Source organism: Zhengella mangrovi, from assembly GCF_002727065.1.
GTDB classification, from domain to species: domain Bacteria; phylum Pseudomonadota; class Alphaproteobacteria; order Rhizobiales; family Rhizobiaceae; genus Zhengella; species Zhengella mangrovi.
In genome coordinates this window covers 17,464-36,815 of the sequence record NZ_PDVP01000001.1, presented here as the reverse complement: position 1 = coordinate 36,815, position 19,352 = coordinate 17,464, and the positions used below count along the sequence as shown (strand labels likewise).

Below are 19,352 nucleotides of genomic sequence, written 5' to 3'. Positions count from 1 at the left end.
CAAAACGGAAATGCGCTGTGGATGACAAGCTTCAGGCAAGGCGTTGCAGCCGCACCGCGAAAAAGCCGTCCAGGCCGGCCAGAGCCGGATCGTCGTTCGGCCAGTCGGCGGGTGTCGTCCGCAGCCATCCTTCCGGGCGCACGAATGCGTCGGCGCCCGGGATGTCTCCTGCTGTCACGGGATCGATGACCAGGTCCGGCCGCCTGGCCAGAAGATCGGCGATCATGCGTTCGCCCTCGGCGTGATCCAGCGAGCAGTTCGAGAAGACGATCGTTCCGCCGGTGCGCACCAGTGTCGTGGCATGGTCCAGCAGGTCAGCCTGCAGGGCGGCGAGTTTCCCGATGTCGGCCGGCAACTTGGTCCAGGGAACGTCCGGGTGCCGGCGAACCGTGCCCGTGGAAGAGCAGGGCGCATCGAGCAGGACCGCATCGTAGGGCGTTTCCGGCCGGTGCTTACGCAGGTCGCCGGCGGCGGTTTCCACCTCCAGTCCGAGGCGGGCCAGGTTGGTGTCGAGGCGGGCCAGGCGGTTGGCCGAAAGGTCGAGCGCGGTGACGCGGGCGCCGGCCTGGGCGAGCTGGGCCGTCTTGCCGCCGGGGGCGGCACAGAGGTCGGCGACGCGCTTGCCGGCGATGCCGCCCATCATGCGGGCGGGGAGGGCGGCCGCCGCGTCCTGGATCCACCACTCGCCGTCCTCGTAGCCTGGCAGGCCCGGGACCGGTCCGGCGAGCCGTGCGACGCGGACAGAGCCGGTGGGCAGGACGATGCCCCCCAGCGCCTCGGCCCAGCGAGACGGGTCGCTCTTGACGGTGAAGTCGACGGGCGCCTCGTGGCGATGCATGGCGACGATGGCGGCAGCGATGTCGGGGCCATAGTCCGCGGTCAATCGCTCCATGAACCAGTCCGGGGCGTCGATGGTCTGGTGCAGGGCCGCGGCGCGGGCGCGTTCACCGCCGCGCTGGATTCCGCGCAGGATGGCGTTGACCAGGCCGGCGAAGCGTCGGGTGCGCGGATCGGCCTGGGCATGGCTGACGGCAAGATCGACGGCAGCGCTGTCGGGGACAGAAAGAAACAGAAGCTGGGCCGCGCCAACGTGAAGGATGTGCAGCAGGACCGTGGCATTGGCCGGCAGCGGCCGGTCCAGGCGCCGGTCGATCATGGCCTGGATGGTGCGGCGATGCCGGAGCGCGCTCATGAGGATGGCCCGGACGAGCGCCCGGTCGCGCGGTTCCAGCTTCAGGTAGTCCGGGTGGCCGTGATCGTTGTCTGTCAGGCCATCCATGGACGTGCGGGCATCGATAACGGCGCCGAGCAGACGGGCGGCGGTCCGCCGCGCGGCGAGACCCGGCCGGTCAACGGTCTCGGCCTCGTGCGCTTTCGCGGGACGGGGCCGGCCACCTTTCCGTGCGGGCTTCGCGGTCAAGACCAGGGCCCCTTGTCATCAGTCTTGCCGGCGTCCCGGCCCCAACGCACCGTCGGCACGCGGCCCGGCGAACGGCGCGGTGCCGGTTCCTCGCGTGGCTGGGCCTGCCGTGGCTGGTCCCAGGGACCGCGGTCCGCACCGGGGTCGTTGTCCATCGGTTCGGCAGGGCGCCGGGCGGGCTGTCCGAAGGCCGGATCGCCGGTCATGTCCATCAGCGCGGCGATGCGGTTCTCGGTGCTGGGATGGGTCGAGAAGAGATTGTCCATGTTCTGGCCCGACAGCGGGTTGATGATGAACATGTGCGCGGTGGCCGGATTGCGTTCCGCGTCGTCGTTCGGGATGGCATGGGCCCCCATGGCTATTTTCTCCAGAGCGCTGGCGAGCCACTCGGGATGGCCGCAGATCTCCGCGCCTCGACGGTCGGCAGCGTATTCGCGGGTGCGGCTGATGGCCATCTGCACCAGCATGGCCGCAAACGGGGCCACGATCATGGCGACGAGCACACCGACGAAACCGAAGGGATTGTTGTTGTCGCGGTTGCCGCCGAAGAAGAAGGCGAAGTTGCCGAGCATGGAAATGGCGCCGGCGATGGTGGCCGTGACCGTCATGGTCAGCGTATCGCGATGTTCCACGTGCGCCAGTTCGTGGGCCATGACGGCGGCGACCTCCTCGTGCGACAGTGTACGCAGCAGGCCGGTGCTGGCGGCCACGGCCGCATTCTCCGGGTTGCGGCCGGTGGCGAAGGCGTTGGGCTGCGGCGTGTCGATGAGATAGACCTTCGGCATGGGCAGGCCGGCCTTGTCCGCCAGGTCGCGCACGAGGGCATGGAACTCCGGGGCGCTGGTCTCGTCGACCTCGTGGGCATGGTGCATGGACAGCACCATGCGGTCGGCGTTCCAGTAGGAAAACAGGTTCATGCCGGCGGCGAGCAGGAAGGCGATCACCATGCCGGTCGATCCGCCCACGAGGTATCCCACGCCCATGAAGAGCGCGGTGAGGGCGGCCAGCAGCATGGCGGTCTTCATCGTGTTCATCGGTCCGGTCTCCGGAAAGGGTGCGGGGGTCGATCCGCGCGTTGAGGTGGCTTATATGATGGGGAGCGCAAAGCACAACTTCAATCGTGAGCGGGCATGCCGCGGAACGGGAGAACGATGACGGACGATACGGATCACCGGCAGAATGGCGGAGACGATGGCCGGCCGGACGTGGAGGCGCAGGCTGCGCCGCGGCGGCGCTTCGAGGACCTGCCGCCGGCAGCGCAACGGGCACTGAAGGAGGCGGAGGAACGGCGCAAGGCCTACAAGGCCGCCGAAGAAGCCCGGCCCCGGGAAATCGGCGGGCGCGGGGGCAAGGAACCGGCCCGCTACGGCGACTGGGAGATCAAGGGCCTGGCGATCGATTTCTGACGGACGACGGGACCTGGCCTTGGCGCCGGGCCATTCCGGGGCAGGATTCCTGTGCCAGTACGGGACCTGGCCCGAAACGAAGCGCCTGGTGATGCCGTCCGTTTCCCGGCCCGTCGGCGGTGCCTCGCGGCGGTTTACGAACCGTTCACCATGGTTCGGGGAAACAATCAACAAAATCAATTCATAGCGCGTCGGTGACGGTCAGTTCCCGGTGCTTCGCAGGGCTGGCAGGCTTCCTGCTACTGGCAAGGTATTGATGCCTTGAATCCAGTTGTGGAGGCCATGCATGTTGACCTGTTTTTCGCGTTTCCTTCCCTCCGTCCGCCGCTTCGGCGCGAACAGGAGGGGCGATTTTGCCATCATGTTCGGGCTCATGGTCCCCATGCTGCTGATCGGCACCGGGATGAGCATCAGCATTGTCCAGATCACGTCCGCCCATTCGCGGCTCTCCAATGCGCTCGACGCCGCGCTGACATCGACAGCCCGCGACATCACGCGCGGTATCATCAAGGAGGAGGATGCGGAAAAGACCGCGCTCGTCTTCCTGCTTGCCAATGCCGGCGGAGGGTCGATGCCGCAGGACAGCATCCGGTTTGCCTCGTTCGCGGTGGACAAGGCGAAGCAGACGATCATTGCCACGGCTACCGGGCGTGCCGCGCTTGCCTTCCCGGTATTCTCGCTTCCCGGCAGCCAGGATGTGACGGCCCAGAGCGCGACGCTCTATTCGACCAATGCCGTGGAAGTGGCCATGGTGCTGGACGTGACGGGCTCGATGTACGGATCGAAGCTCAACTCGCTCAAGACGGCGGCGAAGAATGCGGTCAGCAGCTTCATGGCCATGCAGTCGCCGGGACAGGACAGGGTCCGCCTGGCCGTGATCCCCTATGCGACGGCGGTGAACACCGGGTCGCTGTCCAACGTCGTCTTCCAGGAGCGCGGCCCTGCCGATGCCGGCACGGCCCCCGGGCTCGCAAGCCCCGTAGGCGTGTCGTCGGCCATCGACAGCTGCGCCACCGAGCGCAAGGGCAAGGACCAGCTCAGCGATGCCAGCCCCTATTCGAGCAGGATCAACCGGGACTACCGGCTGTGGTACTGCCCGACCGCCGCGCTGATGCCTCTGACCTCGAACAAGGGTGCCCTGACCGCCCGGATCAACAGTTTCACGGCGAACGGCGGCACGGCCGGACACATCGGCGTGCAGTGGGCGCGTTACATGCTGTCGCCGAAATGGAAGGACGTGCTGCCGGCGTCGGCGGCCCCGGGCGCCTACGGCGACGCATCGGTGCGAAAGTTCGCCATCCTGATGACCGATGGCGAGTTCAACACCGCCTATGCCTGCCTGCCCGGCGAGAGCGGCGACTGTTCGGCCTCCTATGCCAAGCGGCTGTGCGCAGACATGCGCAAGGACGGGATCGAGATTTTCACCGTCGGTTTCCAGCTGACCACGGCAGCAGCCAGGGACGTCATGCAGACCTGCGCCTCGACCGGGGGCGGCAAGCACTATTTCGAAACGTCCTCGGGCAGCGAGCTGGACCAGGCGTTCCAGGATATCGCCAAGGCCATCGAACGCCTCACGGTGACGCGCTAAGACCTGTCCGCGATGGCAGACGCGGCGACGGATCCAGCCTTCGCGGCAACCGGTCCTCGGCGAGGGGCGGCGAGAGGCACTGGCCCGGTTCCGGGCGAATCCGCCTCTCCGGCCTTTCAGAAATGCGAAACGCCGCCCCGTTGGCCCGGTCTTCGACCGGCGGGGCGGCGTCGCAATTCCGTGAACGGGCGCGAGCCTCAGGAGATTGCCGGTCTGCTCCGGCGCGATCTCACGGCGTCACGCACGCTTCCTTCAGAGGCTGCTCCGAAGGAGCGACGATCCGCTGTTGCTCACGTCCTTCAGGAAATCACTCGACATCGGATCACCTCCTTTCATTCTGTTGAACACGCACCGAACGTGTGGTCTGCAAGCCTCAATGTCAAGGGCCGGACGTTTCCGCCCGGCCCTTCGATCTTTCGGCATTTGCAGGCAAAGGGCTCAGCCCTTCTTGTTCTGCCGGTTGTCGATCAGGTCATCGACGACGGTCGGATCGGCCAGGGTCGACGTGTCACCCAACGCGCCGAAATCGTCCTCGGCGATCTTGCGCAGGATGCGGCGCATGATCTTGCCGGAGCGGGTCTTCGGCAGGCCCGGCGCGAACTGGATCTTGTCGGGCGAGGCGATCGGGCCGATCTCGCTGCGAACATGCGCGACCAGTTCCTTGCGCAGGGCGTCGCTCGGCTCCTCACCTTCCATCAGGGTCACGTAGCAATAGATGCCCTGGCCCTTGAGGTCATGCGGATAGCCGACCACGGCGGCCTCGGAGACCTTGGCGTGGGCGACGAGCGCGCTTTCCACTTCCGCCGTACCCATTCGGTGACCGGAGACGTTGATGACGTCGTCGACGCGGCCGGTGATCCAGTAATAGCCGTCGTCGTCGCGGCGGCATCCGTCGCCGGTGAAGTACTTGCCGTGATAGGTCGAGAAGTAGGTCTGCTCGAAGCGCTCGTGATCGCCGTAGACCGTGCGCATCTGGCCCGGCCAGCTGTCGGTGATGCACAGGTTGCCCTCGGTGGCGCCTACCAGCACGTTTCCGTCATTGTCGACGAGCTGCGGCTGGACGCCGAAGAAGGGCCGCGTCGCAGAGCCCGGCTTCAGGTCGGTGGCACCAGGCAGCGGGGTGATCAGGATGCCGCCCGTCTCGGTCTGCCACCAGGTGTCGACGATCGGGCAACGCTCCTCGCCGACGACCTTGTAGTACCATTCCCATGCTTCCGGGTTGATCGGCTCGCCGACCGAGCCGAGCACGCGCAGGCTCTTGCGCGAGGTCTTGGTGACGTGCTCGTCGCCGGCGCCCATCAGGGCGCGGATGGCGGTCGGTGCGGTGTAGAAGATGGAGACGTCGTGCTTGTCGACCACATCCCAGAAGCGCGACGGCGACGGGTAGTTGGGGACGCCCTCGAACATCAGCGTGGTCGCGCCGTTGGCGAGCGGTCCGTAGACGATGTAGGAGTGGCCAGTGACCCAGCCGACATCGGCGGTGCACCAGTAGACCTCGTTGTCCTGGTAGTCGAAGACATACTGGTGCGTCATCGAGGCGTAGACCAGATAACCGCCGGTGGTGTGCATCACGCCCTTCGGCTTGCCGGTCGAGCCGGACGTGTAGAGGATGAACAGCGGGTCCTCCGCGCTCATCTCCGCCGGCGGGCAATCGGCTGAAGCCGCATCCATGGCCTCGTGGTACCAGATGTCGCGGCCATCCTTCATGGCCACCGCGCCGCCGGTCCGCCTGACCACCAGGACGTTGCGCACCTTCGCGCCGGCCTTCTCGGCGATCTCGATGGCCTTGTCGGTGTTGGCCTTGAGCGGCACCTTCTTGCCGCCGCGCAGGCCCTCGTCCGCGGTGACGACGAAATCGGAGCCGCAGTCCTCAATGCGTCCGGCGAGCGCGTCGGGCGAAAAGCCGCCGAAGACGATGGAGTGGATCGCGCCGATGCGGGTGCAGGCGAGCATCGTATAGGCCGCTTCCGGGATCATCGGCATGTAGATGGTGACCCGGTCGCCCTTCTTGACGCCATTGGCCTTCATCACGTTGGACAGCCTGTTCACCTGCTCGGACAGCTCGCGGTAGGTGATCTTGCGGTCTTCCGACGGATCGTCGCCTTCCCATAGAATGGCGACCTGGTCGCCGCGGGTGGCGAGATGGCGGTCGATGCAGTTGGCCGAGACATTGAGCGTGCCGTCCTCGAACCACTTGATGGACACGCCGGGCGTGTTGAAGTTGGTGTTCTTGACGCTGGAGAAGGGCTTGATCCAGTCGATGCGCTTGCCGTGCTCGGCCCAGAAGCCCTCGGGATCCTCCACCGAGCGCTTGTACCAGGCCAAGTAGGTGTCATTGTCGATCAGGCCCTTGGCTTTCCATTCCGGCTTGACCGGATGTACGTTCACACTCATGTGGTCTCCTCCATGTTCGCGGCCCGGACGAGCGCACTCGCTTCCCGGGCATATCCATCGTGCAGCGAAGTCGGGCCTCTCTTAGCACCGGCGTCCGTCCCCTGAAATTAGACGTTTGGTCCGCCCTTGCCAGCCACGGCCCGGCGCAATGGCCGAGAAAGGCCGGTCTCAGGCCGGATAGTCGCGGGTGCCGAAAATGGCCGAGCCGACGCGCACGTGGGTGGCGCCAAAGGCGACAGCCGTCTCGTAGTCGCCCGACATGCCCATGGAAAGCTTTTCCACGCCTGCTTCGCGGGCGAGCTTCTCCAGCAGGGCGAAATGCGGACCGGGGTTCTCGTCCACCGGCGGAATGCACATCAGGCCCTCGATGGCGAGGCCGTGGACATCCCGGCAGCGGGTGACGAAGGCTGCCGTCTCGCGCGGGTCGATACCGGCCTTCTGCGGCTCCAGCCCCGTGTTGACCTGGACGAAGAGGTGGGGATGGCGCTCCTGCTTGCGGATTTCCTTCGCCAGTTCGGCGGCGATCTTCTCGCGGTCCACCGTCTCGATGACGTCGAACAGGGTGACGGCCTCTTTCGCCTTGTTGGACTGCAGCGGGCCGATCAGGTGAAGTTCGATGCCGGGATAGTCGGTGCGCAGGCCGGGCCACTTGGCCTGCGCCTCCTGCACGCGGTTCTCGCCGAAAACGCGCTGGCCGGCATCGAGAACCGGGCGTATGTCGGCCGCCTCGAAGGTCTTGGACACCGCGACGAGCGTGACGTGTCCGGGGCTGCGCCCGGCTTCGCGGGCGGCGCGGTCAATGGCGTCGCGGACCGTCTGCAACTGTGCCGCACTTGTGTTCATTGCGCCTCTCTTGCCTGTCATTCGTGCATCGTGGCCCGCTGTCGAGGGGCATCACAGGTTGACGGTTGCGCCAAACCATGGTGAAGGTCCGCGCGCAATCCCCTCGAGCCACGTTATCAAGTGAAATCCCGGACATGGCAACCGAACGCTACAACCCGCGCGTCGCAGAACCCAAATGGCAGAAGGCCTGGGCGGACAGGAAGCTCTTCGAGACGAAGAACGACGACCCCAAGCCGAAATACTACGTGCTGGAGATGTTCCCCTATCCATCCGGGCGCATCCACATGGGCCACGTGCGCAACTACACGATGGGCGACGTCGTGGCCCGCTACAAGCGTGCCCGGGGGTTCAACGTGCTGCATCCGATGGGCTGGGACGCGTTCGGCATGCCGGCGGAAAACGCCGCGATGGCCAACAAGACGCATCCGGCCAAGTGGACCTATGCCAACATCGACACGATGCGCGGCCAGCTGAAATCGATGGGCCTGTCGCTGGACTGGTCGCGCGAGTTCGCCACGTGCGACGTGGACTATTACCATCGCCAGCAGATGCTGTTCGTCGACTTCCTGGAAAAGGGCCTCGTCGGCCGCCGCGTGTCCAAGGTCAACTGGGACCCGGTGGACATGACGGTGCTGGCCAACGAGCAGGTGATCGACGGGCGCGGCTGGCGCTCCGGAGCGCTGGTGGAACAGCGCGAACTGGCGCAATGGGTCTTCAAGATCACCGACTATTCGCAGGACCTGCTGGAATCGCTGGACTATCTCGACCAGTGGCCGGAAAAGGTCCGGGTGATGCAGAAGAACTGGATCGGCCGGTCGGAAGGCCTGCAGTTGCGCTGGGCCCTGGTGCCGGACAGCGCGCCGGACGGCTTCGATGACCTGGAGGTCTACACGACGCGGCCGGACACGCTGTTCGGCGCGTCGTTCATGGCCATTTCCGCCGACCACCCGCTGGCCCGCAAGGCAGCGGAAGGCAACGCGGCGCTGGCGGAATTCTGCGACGAATGCCGTCGCATGGGTACCTCTCTGGCGGCGCTGGAGACGGCGGAAAAGAAGGGTTTCGACACGGGGATCCGCGTGGTCCATCCCTTCGACGAGAACTGGACCCTGCCGGTCTACGTCGCCAACTTCGTGCTGATGGACTACGGCACGGGCGCCATTTTCGGCTGCCCGTCGGGCGACCAGCGTGACCTCGACTTCGCCAACAAGTACGGCTTGCCGGTCATCCCGGTGGTGATGCCGTCAGACGGCGATGCCGGGTCCTTCCAGATCACCGAGGAAGCCTATGTCGGCGACGGCGTGATGATCAATTCGCAGTTCCTCGACGGGATGACGCCGGACGAGGCCTTCGAGACGGTGGCATCGCGGCTGGAGGCGACGATGCTGGGCGGGCGCCCGCAGGCGGCCCGCAAGGTGCAGTTCCGGCTGCGCGACTGGGGCATTTCGCGCCAGCGCTACTGGGGCTGCCCGATCCCGGTGATCCACTGCGATGCCTGCGGCACCGTGCCGGTGCCCAAGGCCGACCTGCCGGTCAAGCTTCCCGACGACGTGGAATTCGACCGGCCCGGCAATCCGCTGGACCGTCACCCGACATGGCGGCATGTCGCCTGCCCGAAATGCGGCGCGGAAGCACGGCGCGAAACCGACACGATGGACACGTTCGTCGATTCGTCGTGGTATTTCGCGCGCTTCACCGCGCCCTGGGAAAACGAGCCGACCGACCCGGCCGCAGCCAACGGCTGGCTGCCGGTCGACCAGTATATCGGCGGCATCGAGCACGCGATCCTGCATCTGCTCTATTCCCGCTTCTTCACCCGGGCCATGCGGGCCACCGGGCACCTGGACCTCGATGAACCGTTCAAGGGGCTGTTCACCCAGGGCATGGTGGTGCACGAAACCTACAAGGGGCCGGATGGCTGGGTCGAACCGGCGCGCGTGCGCATCGAGGAGAGCGATGGCCAGCGAAAGGCCTTCCTGGCCGACGGTGGTACCGAGATCGCCATCGGGGCGATCGAGAAGATGTCGAAGTCGAAGAAGAACGTGGTTGACCCCGACGACATCATCGCCTCCTACGGGGCCGACACGGCGCGCTTCTTCATGCTGTCGGACTCGCCACCGGACCGCGACGTGATCTGGACCGAAGCCGGCGTGGAAGGTGCGCACCGTTTCGTGCAGCGTGTCTGGCGCCTGGTGTCGGAATCGGCGGACGTGCTGACGGGCATTGCGCCGGCCGCCGGAACCGGGGCGGTGTCGAAGGCCGCGCACAAGACCGTCAAGGCGGTGGGCGAGGACATCGACAAGCTGAACTTCAACAAGGCGGTCGCCCGGCTCTACGAGATGGTCAACGCGATTTCGCAACCGCTGTCCGACGTGGCCGCGGGCAAGGGCGACAGCGCCGATGCCGCGGCCGCGCGCGACGCGGTGGAAAAGCTGATCATCATGCTGGCACCGATGATGCCGCACCTGGCGGAAGAATGCTGGGTCGCCATCGGCGGGCAGGGGCTCGTCGCCGAACGCGACTGGCCGGATTTCGATCCTGCTCTCGTGACCGAGAACGAGGTGACCTACCCGGTCCAGATCAACGGCAAGAAGCGGGGCGATTTGACAATCGCGCGCGACGCGGACAAAGCTGCTGTCGAGGCTGCCGTGCTTGCGCTGGATGTCGTGCAGAAAGCGCTGGACGGAAAGCCGCCGCGCAAGGTGATCGTGGTGCCGCAAAGGATCGTCAATGTCGTCGTCTGATCTCAGGCCCCTGCGGGTTGCTCCCTTCGCACTGGCTGCCGTCCTGGCCGTTGCCGGCGGACTCGTCGGCGGATGCACCGTCGAACCTCTCTACGGTTCGGGAAACAGGCTCGAGACCGGATCGGTCGAACCGGAGTCGTCGCGCCTGGCGTCCATCTCCGTGGCAGCGCCCGACACGCGCGAGGCACTGGAAGTCCGCAATCACCTGATCTTCATGCTCAACGGCGGCGCCCAGCGTCAGGACGACGCACGCTATCACCTGCGTCTCGTCGTCACGAAGCGCAACATGCCGGTGCTCGACTACCAGATTTCCGCCAACAGCAACGATCTCGATCCGACCGCCGGTACGATGGAACTCAAGGCTGCCTACACGCTGAGCGATGCAAAGACCGGCAAGACGGTGGCCACGGGCCAGCGCATGGCGCAGGCCTCCTACGACCGGCCGCGGCAGTATTACAGTTCGTGGCGCGCGGAGCGGGACGCTGTGGACAGGGCGGCCCGCGAGCTGGCGGAATATCTCCGCCTGGCGCTGGCGCAGGATCTCCGGCGCGTCGAGAACTGACGCCCGCCGCGCGAAGCGGCTTGGATATCCCGGGAACCCGCCCGGGACCCGCGTTCCTGTTTCAATCGAGACAGCCAACCCGATGCGTCAGGCCGACTTCTTGAGCGGATCGGCGTTGCGGCGCAGCCATGTCCCGGCAAGGCTCGACAGCTTGGCCGGGGACACCGGTTTTTCCAGCCGGCCGTCGAGGCCCTTCGGCAAGGCGCCGTGCATCGATCCAGGGCCTTCGCGCGAGACCAGCGCGAAAACAATCGGCAGCGCGCCGTCCGGAAGGATCCCGTCGGCGCGTATGGCGGTGACCACGTCGTTCCACTCGATATCGGGGAGGGTCGTATTCAGCAAGGTCAGCCGCGGGCGGGCTTCGCGGGCGAGAGCGATGGCCTCCTCCCCCGTCTCGGCAATCCGGTGCTCCAGTTGGAGGGCATCCAAGGACTGGCGATAGGCAGCCTGCTGGATTTCGTCGGGCTCCACCACCAGCACGTCGATCGTCGCGGGGCGGCGCGGTTCCTGGACCGCAGCGGATCGGCGGGCCGCCGGCGGGCGAGGGTGATGGATCGGGTTGAACCGTCCGGCGGCGGCATTCCAGCCTTGTTGCCGCCCCCTTGCGATGGCGGTGACGACGGTCTCGCGCAGGACCGAGTGGCGGGCAGGCTTGGCAAGGCAGACCGTCAGGTCGGGATCGAACCCGGCTTCCTCGATCACGTCCTGCCCGGCCGAGGACAGGAAGACGATCGGCAGGCGGGCCGTGGCGGGATTGGCGCGCAACCTGCTGGCGACGTCGATGCCGTTCATTCCGGGCATGCGGTAATCGAGGATGACGCAGTCGACGGGCGCCCCCAGTTCCAGCGACTTGCCGATGAAGGCAAGGGCCAGTTCGCCGTTCTCGACGGCGGCGGTCTCGAACTCCCAGAGCCGGAGCTGTTCGGTGAGAATGGAGCGGTTGACGGCGTTGTCATCGACGATCAGGACCCGGGCTCCGTTCGCTTCGGCGGGAAGATGTATCGGCGCCTCGAGAACTTCGTGCACCTCCAGCGGCAGGCGGACCCAGAAGGTGGATCCCTGCCCTGGCTGGCTCTCCACCCCGATCTCGCCATCCATCATGTGGACGAGGCGCAAGGCAATGGCCAGGCCGAGGCCGGCGCCCTCGTGGCGGCGCCGCGAGGTGTCGTCGCCTTGCGCGAAGCGATCGAAGATCGAGGACAGGCGCGCCGGTTCGATGCCGACGCCGGTGTCCTCGACGCGGACCACGATTTCAGAGGCGCCGCGTTCGATCCTGCCGGAGATGTCGATGAGCACATGACCCTTGTCGGTGAACTTGACGGCGTTGGAGACGAGGCTGGAGAGAACCTGGCGGATGCGTCCGACATCGCCCTTGAAGTGACTGGGCAGGTTGGGATCAACCCGCTCGATGATCTCGATCTTCTTCTCGCGCGCGGTCTCGGCGTGGAATTGCGCCACGTCTTCGGCGAGGTCCGCGAGGCAGAAGGCCGAGCTGTCGAGGACGAGTTGCCCCGCTTCCAGCCTGGAGAAATCAAGGATGTCGTTGATCGTCGACAGCAACGCATTGCCGGACTTTATGATCACGCTGGTATAGTTTTCCTGGCGCGCGTCCTGGCGGGTGCGGTGGAGCAGTTCCGCCATGCCGAGAACGCCGTTCAGCGGGGTGCGGATCTCGTGGCTCATGTTGGCAAGGAACTGGCTCTTGCCCTGCTGCGCCCGGATCGTGGCCTGCCTGAACGAATCGAGCCGCGACCTGGCCTCGATGCCGCCGACCAGCGCGGCAAAGGTCTTGAAGGTCATCTCGAGCGCAAGGATGCCGGTGGCGAGATAGGCAATCGCGAGGGCGATATTGACGACGCTGGCATGGGTGACCGGCAGCAGCATCATGGCCGGGAGGGCGCCGGTGAACACCGCCAGCGAGGCGGCAGGCAATGCCTGGAAGCAGAAGCCGCACAGGGTCAGCGCGAGAAGGATGGAAATGGCGCTCTGGACCGATTCGGCCTCTCCCGCGGCCACCACGGGCGGCAGCATGATCGCCAGCGGGAACAATAGCCCCATGACCAGCGAATGGATGACGACGCGGCGAAGCTCGGTGCGCATCGTCGCGATGTCGGGTTCATGGCCGATGCTGGTCCACCAGGCATAGCCGCGAACCAGCGAGAATACGGCGAGCGTGGCCAGCGGGGCGACGGCGACAATCGCCGGCGCATAGGCGGCCATGAGCAGCGCGTTGACCGCGGCAATCACGAAAATCCCGACAAAAAGGGGCATGACGGCGGCGCGCACCAGGCGGAACTGCTCCACCGTCAGGGATTCGCTCTGGGGATGTCCGACCGTCAGCAGCCGGTCGCGCCAAGCCATTGTTCTCACCATTTACCCCCGCCCGATGGCCGCGACCATGGCATGGCGGAGGTAAATAAAGCTTTTAGCAATTACTAACGATTTTCACGGCGCGGACGCGGCGCTGCCTGTCAGCCGCCGATCTTCTGGCCGGTCTTGGCCCAGTCGGCGAGGAAGCCTTCGAGGCCCTTGTCGGTCAGCGGATGCTTGACCAGCGCCTTCAGGGTGGCCGGCGGGATGGTGGCCACGTCGGCGCCGATCAGCGCGGCTTCCTTGACATGGTTGACCGTACGGATGGAGGCCGCGAGAATCTCGGTCTGGAAGCCGTAGTTGTCGTAGATCGTGCGAATTTCGCCGATCAGGTCCATGCCGTTGATGTGAATGTCATCGAGGCGGCCGATGAAGGGCGAGATGAAGGTGGCGCCGGCCTTGGCGGCCAGAAGCGCCTGGTTGGCCGAGAAGCAGAGCGTGACGTTGGTCTTCACGCCGTCGGCGGTGAGCGCCTTGCAGGCCTTGAGACCATCCAGCGTCAGCGGAAGCTTGACGCAGATGTTGTCGGCGATCTTCGTCAGGACAGCGGCTTCCTTGAGCATCTCGTCATAGTCCAGCGCGGTGACCTCGGCGGACACCGGACCTTCGACGATGGAGCAGATCTCCTTCGTCACTTCCATGATGTCGCGCCCGGACTTCATGATCAGCGAGGGATTGGTGGTGACGCCGTCCAGAAGACCCAGGGCGTTGAGTTCGCGGATCTCGGCGACGTCGGCGGTATCGACAAAAAACTTCATGGCATGCTCCGTCAATGGCTGCGAACGGCTGCACCGGCCGTTTCAATTCGGCTTCCCCTTATCGCACAATCGGGGCAAGGTCACCCGTCATGACACAAGATTCGGCCGAAAACCGGACGGTCGCGGTGCTGGTGCCGATGCCGTCCGAAACTCCCTACACCTATGCCTTGCCCGAGGGAATGGATGCCGCCCCCGGGGCGATCGTGGCCGTGCCGCTGGGTCCGCGCGAGGTGATCGGCGTGGTCTGGGACCAGGGCGGCGGTTCCGTCGATCCCCGCAAGCTTCGAGCGGTCAGCCGCGTGTTCGACTGTCCGCCGCTTTCGGCCGACATGCGCCGCTTCATCGACTGGGTGGCCGCCTGGACGCTTTCGCCGCCCGGGCTCGTGGCGCGGATGGCACTGCGCGCGCCGGCCGCACTCGATCCGGAACCGCCGGTGGAAGGCCTGCGGCTCACGGAGAGGCGCCCGGACCGCATGACGGCAGCCCGGGAGCGGGTGCTGGAGATGGCTGGCGACGGCATGGCCTGGACCCGTTCCGGCCTTGCCCACGCGGCCGGCGTGTCGCTCGGTGTCGTCGACGGACTGCGGTCGCAGGAGGTGTTCGAGACGGTCTACCTGCCGGCGCCCCCGGTGGTGCCCGTGCCCGATTCGCGGTTCGGGCGGCAGGACCTCACGGCGGAGCAGTCGGCGGCCGCCGACAACCTGTTCGGGGCCGTTACGACCGGAGGCTATTCGGTCACGCTGCTGGACGGCGTGACCGGGTCCGGCAAGACGGAGGTCTATTTCGAGGCGGTGGCAGCGGCGCTGGAGGCCGGCCGGCAGGTGCTCATCCTGCTGCCGGAAATCGCGCTCACGCAGGCCTTCCTAGAGCGCTTTCACGACCGGTTCGGCGCGCGGCCGGCCGAGTGGCATTCCGACATGGCGCCGCGCGCGCGCGAAAAGGTCTGGCGCCAGGTTGCGGAAGGTCGGGTGCGGGTCGTTGCCGGCGCGCGATCGGCCCTGTTCCTGCCGTTTCGCGAACTCGGCCTGATCATCGTCGACGAGGAGCACGACCCGGCCTACAAGCAGGAAGACCGGGTTTTCTACAACGCCCGCGACATGGCCGTGGTGCGCGGGCATATCGGCGGGTTCCCGGTGGTGCTGGCCTCCGCGACCCCTTCGGTCGAAAGCCGGGTCAACGCCGACCAGGGCCGTTACCGGCATGTGACGCTGCCGGTGCGTTTCGCCGACGCGGCGCTGCCCGACCTGAAGGCGGTCGACATGCGGCGTCACCCGCCCGCGCGCGGCGGATTCCTGTCGCCGGTCCTGCTGACCGCGATGGAGCGGACACTGGAAGCCGGCGAGCAGTCGCTGCTGTTCCTGAACCGGCGCGGGTATGCCCCGCTCACCCTGTGCCGCGTCTGCGGCCACCGGTTCCAGTGCCCTGACTGCTCGAGCTGGCTTGTCGAGCACCGCTTCCGCGGCCAGATCATGTGCCATCATTGCGGCTATCACGAACCGAAGCCGGAAGCCTGTCCCGAGTGCGGAACGCTGGATCACCTGGTCGCCTGCGGTCCCGGCATCGAGCGGATCGCCGAGGAAGCCGCCTCGCATTTTCCGGATGCGCGGATCATCGTGCTGTCGTCGGACCTGATGGGTGGCGTGAAGCGGCTGCGCCTTGAACTGGAAGCCATCGCCGAAGGCGAAGCCGACATCGTCGTGGGCACGCAACTCGTGGCCAAGGGGCACAATTTCCCCGGCATGACGCTGGTCGGTGTCGTCGACGCGGATATCGGCCTGACGAATGGCGACCCGCGGGCGGCGGAGCGCACCTTCCAGCTGCTGAGCCAGGTCACGGGGCGGGCCGGGCGGACCGGCAAGAAGAGCCTCGGCCTGATCCAGACCTACCAGCCGGACCACCCGGTAATGCGGGCCATCGTTTCCGGCGACCGCGAGGCCTTCTACGCACGCGAGATCGCGGAGCGGGAAAAGGCCGGGCTGCCACCCTTCGGCCGGCTGGCCGGGATCATCGTCTCGGCGCCAACGGCTGGCGAAGCCATGGGGCACGCGCGCGGCCTGCGTTCGGCCGCGCCACCGGCACCCGGCATCCTGCTGCTGGGGCCGGCGGAAGCGCCGCTGGCGCTGATCCGCGGAAGGCACCGGGTGCGGCTCCTGGTCCACGGCGATCGCCGGGCAGACCTGCAGGGCTTCATTCGCGCCCTGCTGAAGGCCGGACCGAAGGAGCGCGGCCAGATCCGCGTGCAGGTGGACATCGATCCGCAAAGCTTCCTGTAACAGGCACGCGCAGACGCCGGGTCTGGTCAACCGGCGCGGTTTCTGCAAACTGGACGGGACACCGGGATGGATTTGCAAGGGGCAGGGGCCGTGCTGGACCGGATCAGGTCATATTACGAAGACGATACGCCGGCGGCGCACCGCTTTCGCTACGGGCTGCTGGCGTTCGATCTCGTCACGATCGGGTTCGTGATCGTCACCTCCTTCTTCGAGCGGACACGGTTCGTCGAGGCCGTCGACCTCGTCTTCGGTGTGCTGATCCTGGCCGATTTCATCGTCCGGGTGCTGCTGGAGCCGCAGCGCGGGCGCTTCCTGCTCCGGCTGTCGACCTGGGCGGATGTCGCGGCCGTGCTCTCCTTCCTGGCGCCGATTGCCGGGGAGGGCTTCGGTTTCCTGCGCATCCTGCGCACGCTGCGGCTGCTGCACACCTACCAGTTGCTCAGCCGGCTGCGGCAGGACTTCCAGTATTTCCGCAAGCACGAGGACGTGGTGCTGGCCTCGGTCAACCTGGGCGTCTTCCTGTTCGTGATGACGGGACTCATCTACGCGCTGCAGGTGGGCGCGAACCCGGAGATCCGCAACTACGCCGATGCGCTCTATTTCACGGTCACGACGCTGACCACGACGGGTTTCGGCGACATCACGCTGACGGGCACATCGGGGCGGATGCTCTCCGTCGGGGTCATGATCTTCGGTGTCACCCTCTTCCTGCGGCTGCTGCAGGTTCTGTTCCGGCCGTCCAAGGTGCATCACGAATGCCAGACCTGCGGCCTGTTCCTGCACGATGCCGACGCGGTTCACTGCAAGCACTGCGGCGCCATCCTGCACATTCCGACCGAAGGATCGGTGTGAGACCTGCGGCCGGTCAGCCGCGCGCGCCATTCCTGAGTTGCGGCAGATGGCGGCGACCCCAGGAGACGAAACCCCAGATCCTTTCGTGAACGAAGAACATCACGAAACCGACCAGGGCGGCGGATAGCGCGAAGGAGAAGGCACCGGTGACGCTGCCGGTCTGGAACCACGCCAGCAGGCTCATCGTGCACAGGCCGAGCAATTGCCAGGTGATCGCCTTGGCGACCGTTCTCGTCCGCGATTCCATTCCAGTCTCCCGTGTTTCGATGGCGATGGTGTAGCCGGTGATTGCAGGTCACGGGAATTCTGATAATTTGCTGCGAAAACACCAGATTGTTGACGATTCCCTGATCTGATGAGAAAAATCATGAACAAGGAAGAAAGAGCGCGGCTGTTCCGCGAACGACTGGCCAGCCGCATGGCCGCCACGGGCATGAGCCGCAGCGGACTGGCGCGGGCCTGCGGCGTCGACCGGTCGACGATTGCCCAGGTGCTGGGCGGGGCGGACGACCTGCGGCTTCCGAACGCCCACCTGGCCGCGCAGTGTGCGACGGCGCTCGGCATTTCCGCCGACTGGCTGCTCGGCCTCTCGGAGCGCAGCGAAACGGCGGCCGACCTGCTGCAGGCCAGTTTCCGCGTGGCCGATGCCAAGCATACGCCGTCTGACGACCAGATCCGCGCGTGGCATCGCGAGGCGGCCGGTCACAAGATCCGCTACGTGCCTGCGACGCTGCCCGACATCCTGAAGACCGACGCGGTCCTTGAGTTCGAATACTCGGCGTTCCTGGACAAGACGCCGGCGCAGGCCACCGCGGCGGTCGAAGACCAGGCGCAATTCCTGCAATCGCCGGGCTCGGATTACGAGATCTGCGTGTCGCTGGAGATGATCCGCTCGCTGGCGCGCGGCGAGGGCTACTGGGCCGGGCTGCCCGAGCGTGCCCGGCGGCGCCAGATCGAGGTGATGGCCAGCAATTGCGAGCGGCTCTATCCCTCGCTGCGCCTCTATCTCTACGACAGCCGCAAGGTCTATTCGGCGCCGGTCACGGTGTTCGGTCCGCTGATCGGCGTCGTCTACATCGGCAGCCAGTATCTGGTGTTCCGGGAAAGCCGCCAGGTGCAGGCGCTGACGGCGCATTTCGACCAGCTCGTGCGCGATTCGGAAGTGGATGCGCGTTCCTCGGCGCGGGTCATCGCCGCCATGCTGGAGTGAGGCGGCTCCGATGCCTCATGCCGTCTCCGGCTGAACGCGATGATGCGGCCTGCCGTCCCGCCCGGGACCCGGCCCTTGCCCCATCCTGCCAAATGGATAGATTCGCAACTGACACAATCGAGCGGAGTTCAAGGCAACCATGCGGCTGACGCGCACGATCTGGACGACGACGCTGCTGGCCGCCGGACTCGCCGGCTCGCTGCTGCTGGCCGAGGAAGCGAAGGCGCCGGATGCCGGGCAGCCGTCCGCGTCACCGGCAACGGACACCACGAAGCCGAAACAGGCGGCGGATGCGCCGGCTGCAAACGCCCCGGCATCCGAACCAGCGGCGCCGGACCCGTCGGCGCAGGACAAGCCGGCAGTTCCGGACGATACCACAACCGCCGGGGAGGACGGTCCGGACCTGCCGAACCCGCCTGATTCGCCGCCGACCGTCTCGGCCATCGGCTTCGAGCATCCGGGCGTGCACTGCCGGTTCCTGCGCGATGGCCCACCGGACGGCAAGGAGACCGGCGATGCGGCTTCGCTTCCCGACGAGGACGGCGTGGCCGATCAGCCGCCGGAAAAGCAGTTGACCAGCTACAAGACGGTTTATGCCGATCCGGCGACGCTGCTCTTCACCGAGCGCCGATTCGACGGGCTGGGAACCTTCGAGCGCGGCTATGCCCGGATCAACGGCCTCTTACGTGAACTGGCGCTGGTCAGCCGGACCAGCGAGGGGAAGGGCGAGGAACGGCGCTACCGCACGCTGGAGGCGGACCCGGTGTTGATCGATCTCTCCTTCTCCGTGACCGAGCGGCAAAAGGTGCTGACGCTGGTGGACGGGACGATGACCCTGTCGCGGGGTGAGGCAAAGGGATCGTCCATCCCCGTCACCGGGCTCTGCGGCCCCGATGCGGCCAACCGCAGCGTGAAGTAGCCGGCGTCCGCTTGAC

At 66.4% G+C, this 19,352-nt stretch carries 15 protein-coding genes; 8 read left to right on the top strand and 7 right to left on the bottom strand.

Annotated elements, in window-relative coordinates; translation table 11 throughout:
- Window positions 1-31: 31 nt before the first annotated feature.
- Window positions 32-1,420 carry an RsmB/NOP family class I SAM-dependent RNA methyltransferase gene (locus CSC94_RS00165; protein ID WP_245408211.1) on the bottom strand — a complete coding sequence of 463 codons (1,389 nt, stop codon included), beginning with the start codon at window positions 1,418-1,420 and terminating at the stop codon, window positions 32-34.
- Complete coding sequence (gene htpX, locus CSC94_RS00160; RefSeq protein ID WP_099302519.1) at window positions 1,417-2,454, bottom strand: zinc metalloprotease HtpX; 1,038 nt, start codon at window positions 2,452-2,454, stop codon at window positions 1,417-1,419. Before htpX ends, CSC94_RS00165 begins: the two co-directional genes overlap by 4 nt.
- A gap of 117 nt (window positions 2,455-2,571) precedes the next feature.
- On the opposite strand from htpX, the gene CSC94_RS00155 reads away from it, so the two are divergent.
- Complete coding sequence (locus CSC94_RS00155; protein ID WP_099302517.1) at window positions 2,572-2,826, top strand: DUF1674 domain-containing protein; 255 nt, start codon at window positions 2,572-2,574, stop codon at window positions 2,824-2,826.
- Window positions 2,827-3,112: 286 nt separating this feature from the next.
- A complete protein-coding gene (locus CSC94_RS00150) occupies window positions 3,113-4,414 on the top strand; it encodes a TadE/TadG family type IV pilus assembly protein (protein ID WP_099302515.1) in 1,302 nt (433 codons plus the stop codon).
- Between the two features lie 438 nt (window positions 4,415-4,852).
- On the opposite strand, the gene acs is transcribed toward CSC94_RS00150, so the two are convergent.
- Window positions 4,853-6,808, bottom strand: coding sequence for an acetate--CoA ligase (gene acs / locus CSC94_RS00145; RefSeq protein WP_099302513.1), 1,956 nt, complete (start codon window positions 6,806-6,808; stop codon window positions 4,853-4,855).
- A 168-nt stretch (window positions 6,809-6,976) separates the two neighbouring features.
- The gene (locus CSC94_RS00140) at window positions 6,977-7,651 is read right to left on the bottom strand and encodes a YggS family pyridoxal phosphate-dependent enzyme (protein ID WP_099302511.1); all 675 of its coding nucleotides are present in this window, start codon (window positions 7,649-7,651) and stop codon (window positions 6,977-6,979) included.
- 134 nt (window positions 7,652-7,785) lie between these two features.
- Here CSC94_RS00140 and leuS point away from each other — a divergent pair, with 134 nt between their 5' ends.
- Window positions 7,786-10,392, top strand: coding sequence for a leucine--tRNA ligase (gene leuS / locus CSC94_RS00135; RefSeq protein WP_099302509.1), 2,607 nt, complete (start codon window positions 7,786-7,788; stop codon window positions 10,390-10,392).
- Window positions 10,379-10,954, top strand: coding sequence for an LPS assembly lipoprotein LptE (locus CSC94_RS00130; RefSeq protein ID WP_099302507.1), 576 nt, complete (start codon window positions 10,379-10,381; stop codon window positions 10,952-10,954). The genes leuS and CSC94_RS00130 overlap by 14 nt, the downstream gene beginning before the upstream one ends.
- An 87-nt stretch (window positions 10,955-11,041) precedes the next feature.
- Here the strand turns inward: CSC94_RS00130 and CSC94_RS00125 are convergent, their stop codons facing one another.
- Together CSC94_RS00125 and fsa are read right to left on the bottom strand one after the other, a co-directional pair.
- Window positions 11,042-13,315: a response regulator gene (locus tag CSC94_RS00125; RefSeq protein ID WP_165784275.1), complete on the bottom strand. Its 2,274-nt coding sequence runs from the start codon at window positions 13,313-13,315 to the stop codon at window positions 11,042-11,044.
- Window positions 13,316-13,425: 110 nt separating this feature from the next.
- Window positions 13,426-14,082 carry a fructose-6-phosphate aldolase gene (fsa, locus tag CSC94_RS00120; protein ID WP_099302503.1) on the bottom strand — a complete coding sequence of 219 codons (657 nt, stop codon included), beginning with the start codon at window positions 14,080-14,082 and terminating at the stop codon, window positions 13,426-13,428.
- Between the two features lie 89 nt (window positions 14,083-14,171).
- Between fsa and CSC94_RS00115 the strand changes: the two genes are divergently transcribed.
- On the top strand, window positions 14,172-16,355 hold the full coding sequence (locus CSC94_RS00115) for a primosomal protein N' (protein ID WP_099302501.1): 2,184 nt from the start codon (window positions 14,172-14,174) through the stop codon (window positions 16,353-16,355).
- 66 nt (window positions 16,356-16,421) lie between these two features.
- The gene (locus CSC94_RS00110; RefSeq protein WP_099302499.1) at window positions 16,422-17,207 is read left to right on the top strand and encodes an ion transporter; all 786 of its coding nucleotides are present in this window, start codon (window positions 16,422-16,424) and stop codon (window positions 17,205-17,207) included.
- A gap of 13 nt (window positions 17,208-17,220) precedes the next feature.
- Here the strand turns inward: CSC94_RS00110 and CSC94_RS00105 are convergent, their stop codons facing one another.
- Window positions 17,221-17,454 (bottom strand): DUF2061 domain-containing protein, encoded by a 234-nt coding sequence (locus tag CSC94_RS00105; RefSeq protein ID WP_099302497.1) that lies wholly within the window; start codon window positions 17,452-17,454, stop codon window positions 17,221-17,223.
- Window positions 17,455-17,574: 120 nt separating this feature from the next.
- Here CSC94_RS00105 and CSC94_RS00100 point away from each other — a divergent pair, with 120 nt between their 5' ends.
- Complete coding sequence (locus CSC94_RS00100) at window positions 17,575-18,417, top strand: helix-turn-helix domain-containing protein (protein ID WP_099302495.1); 843 nt, start codon at window positions 17,575-17,577, stop codon at window positions 18,415-18,417.
- 139 nt (window positions 18,418-18,556) lie between these two features.
- On the top strand, window positions 18,557-19,336 hold the full coding sequence (locus tag CSC94_RS00095) for a hypothetical protein (RefSeq protein WP_099302493.1): 780 nt from the start codon (window positions 18,557-18,559) through the stop codon (window positions 19,334-19,336).
- Window positions 19,337-19,352: the final 16 nt, after the last annotated feature.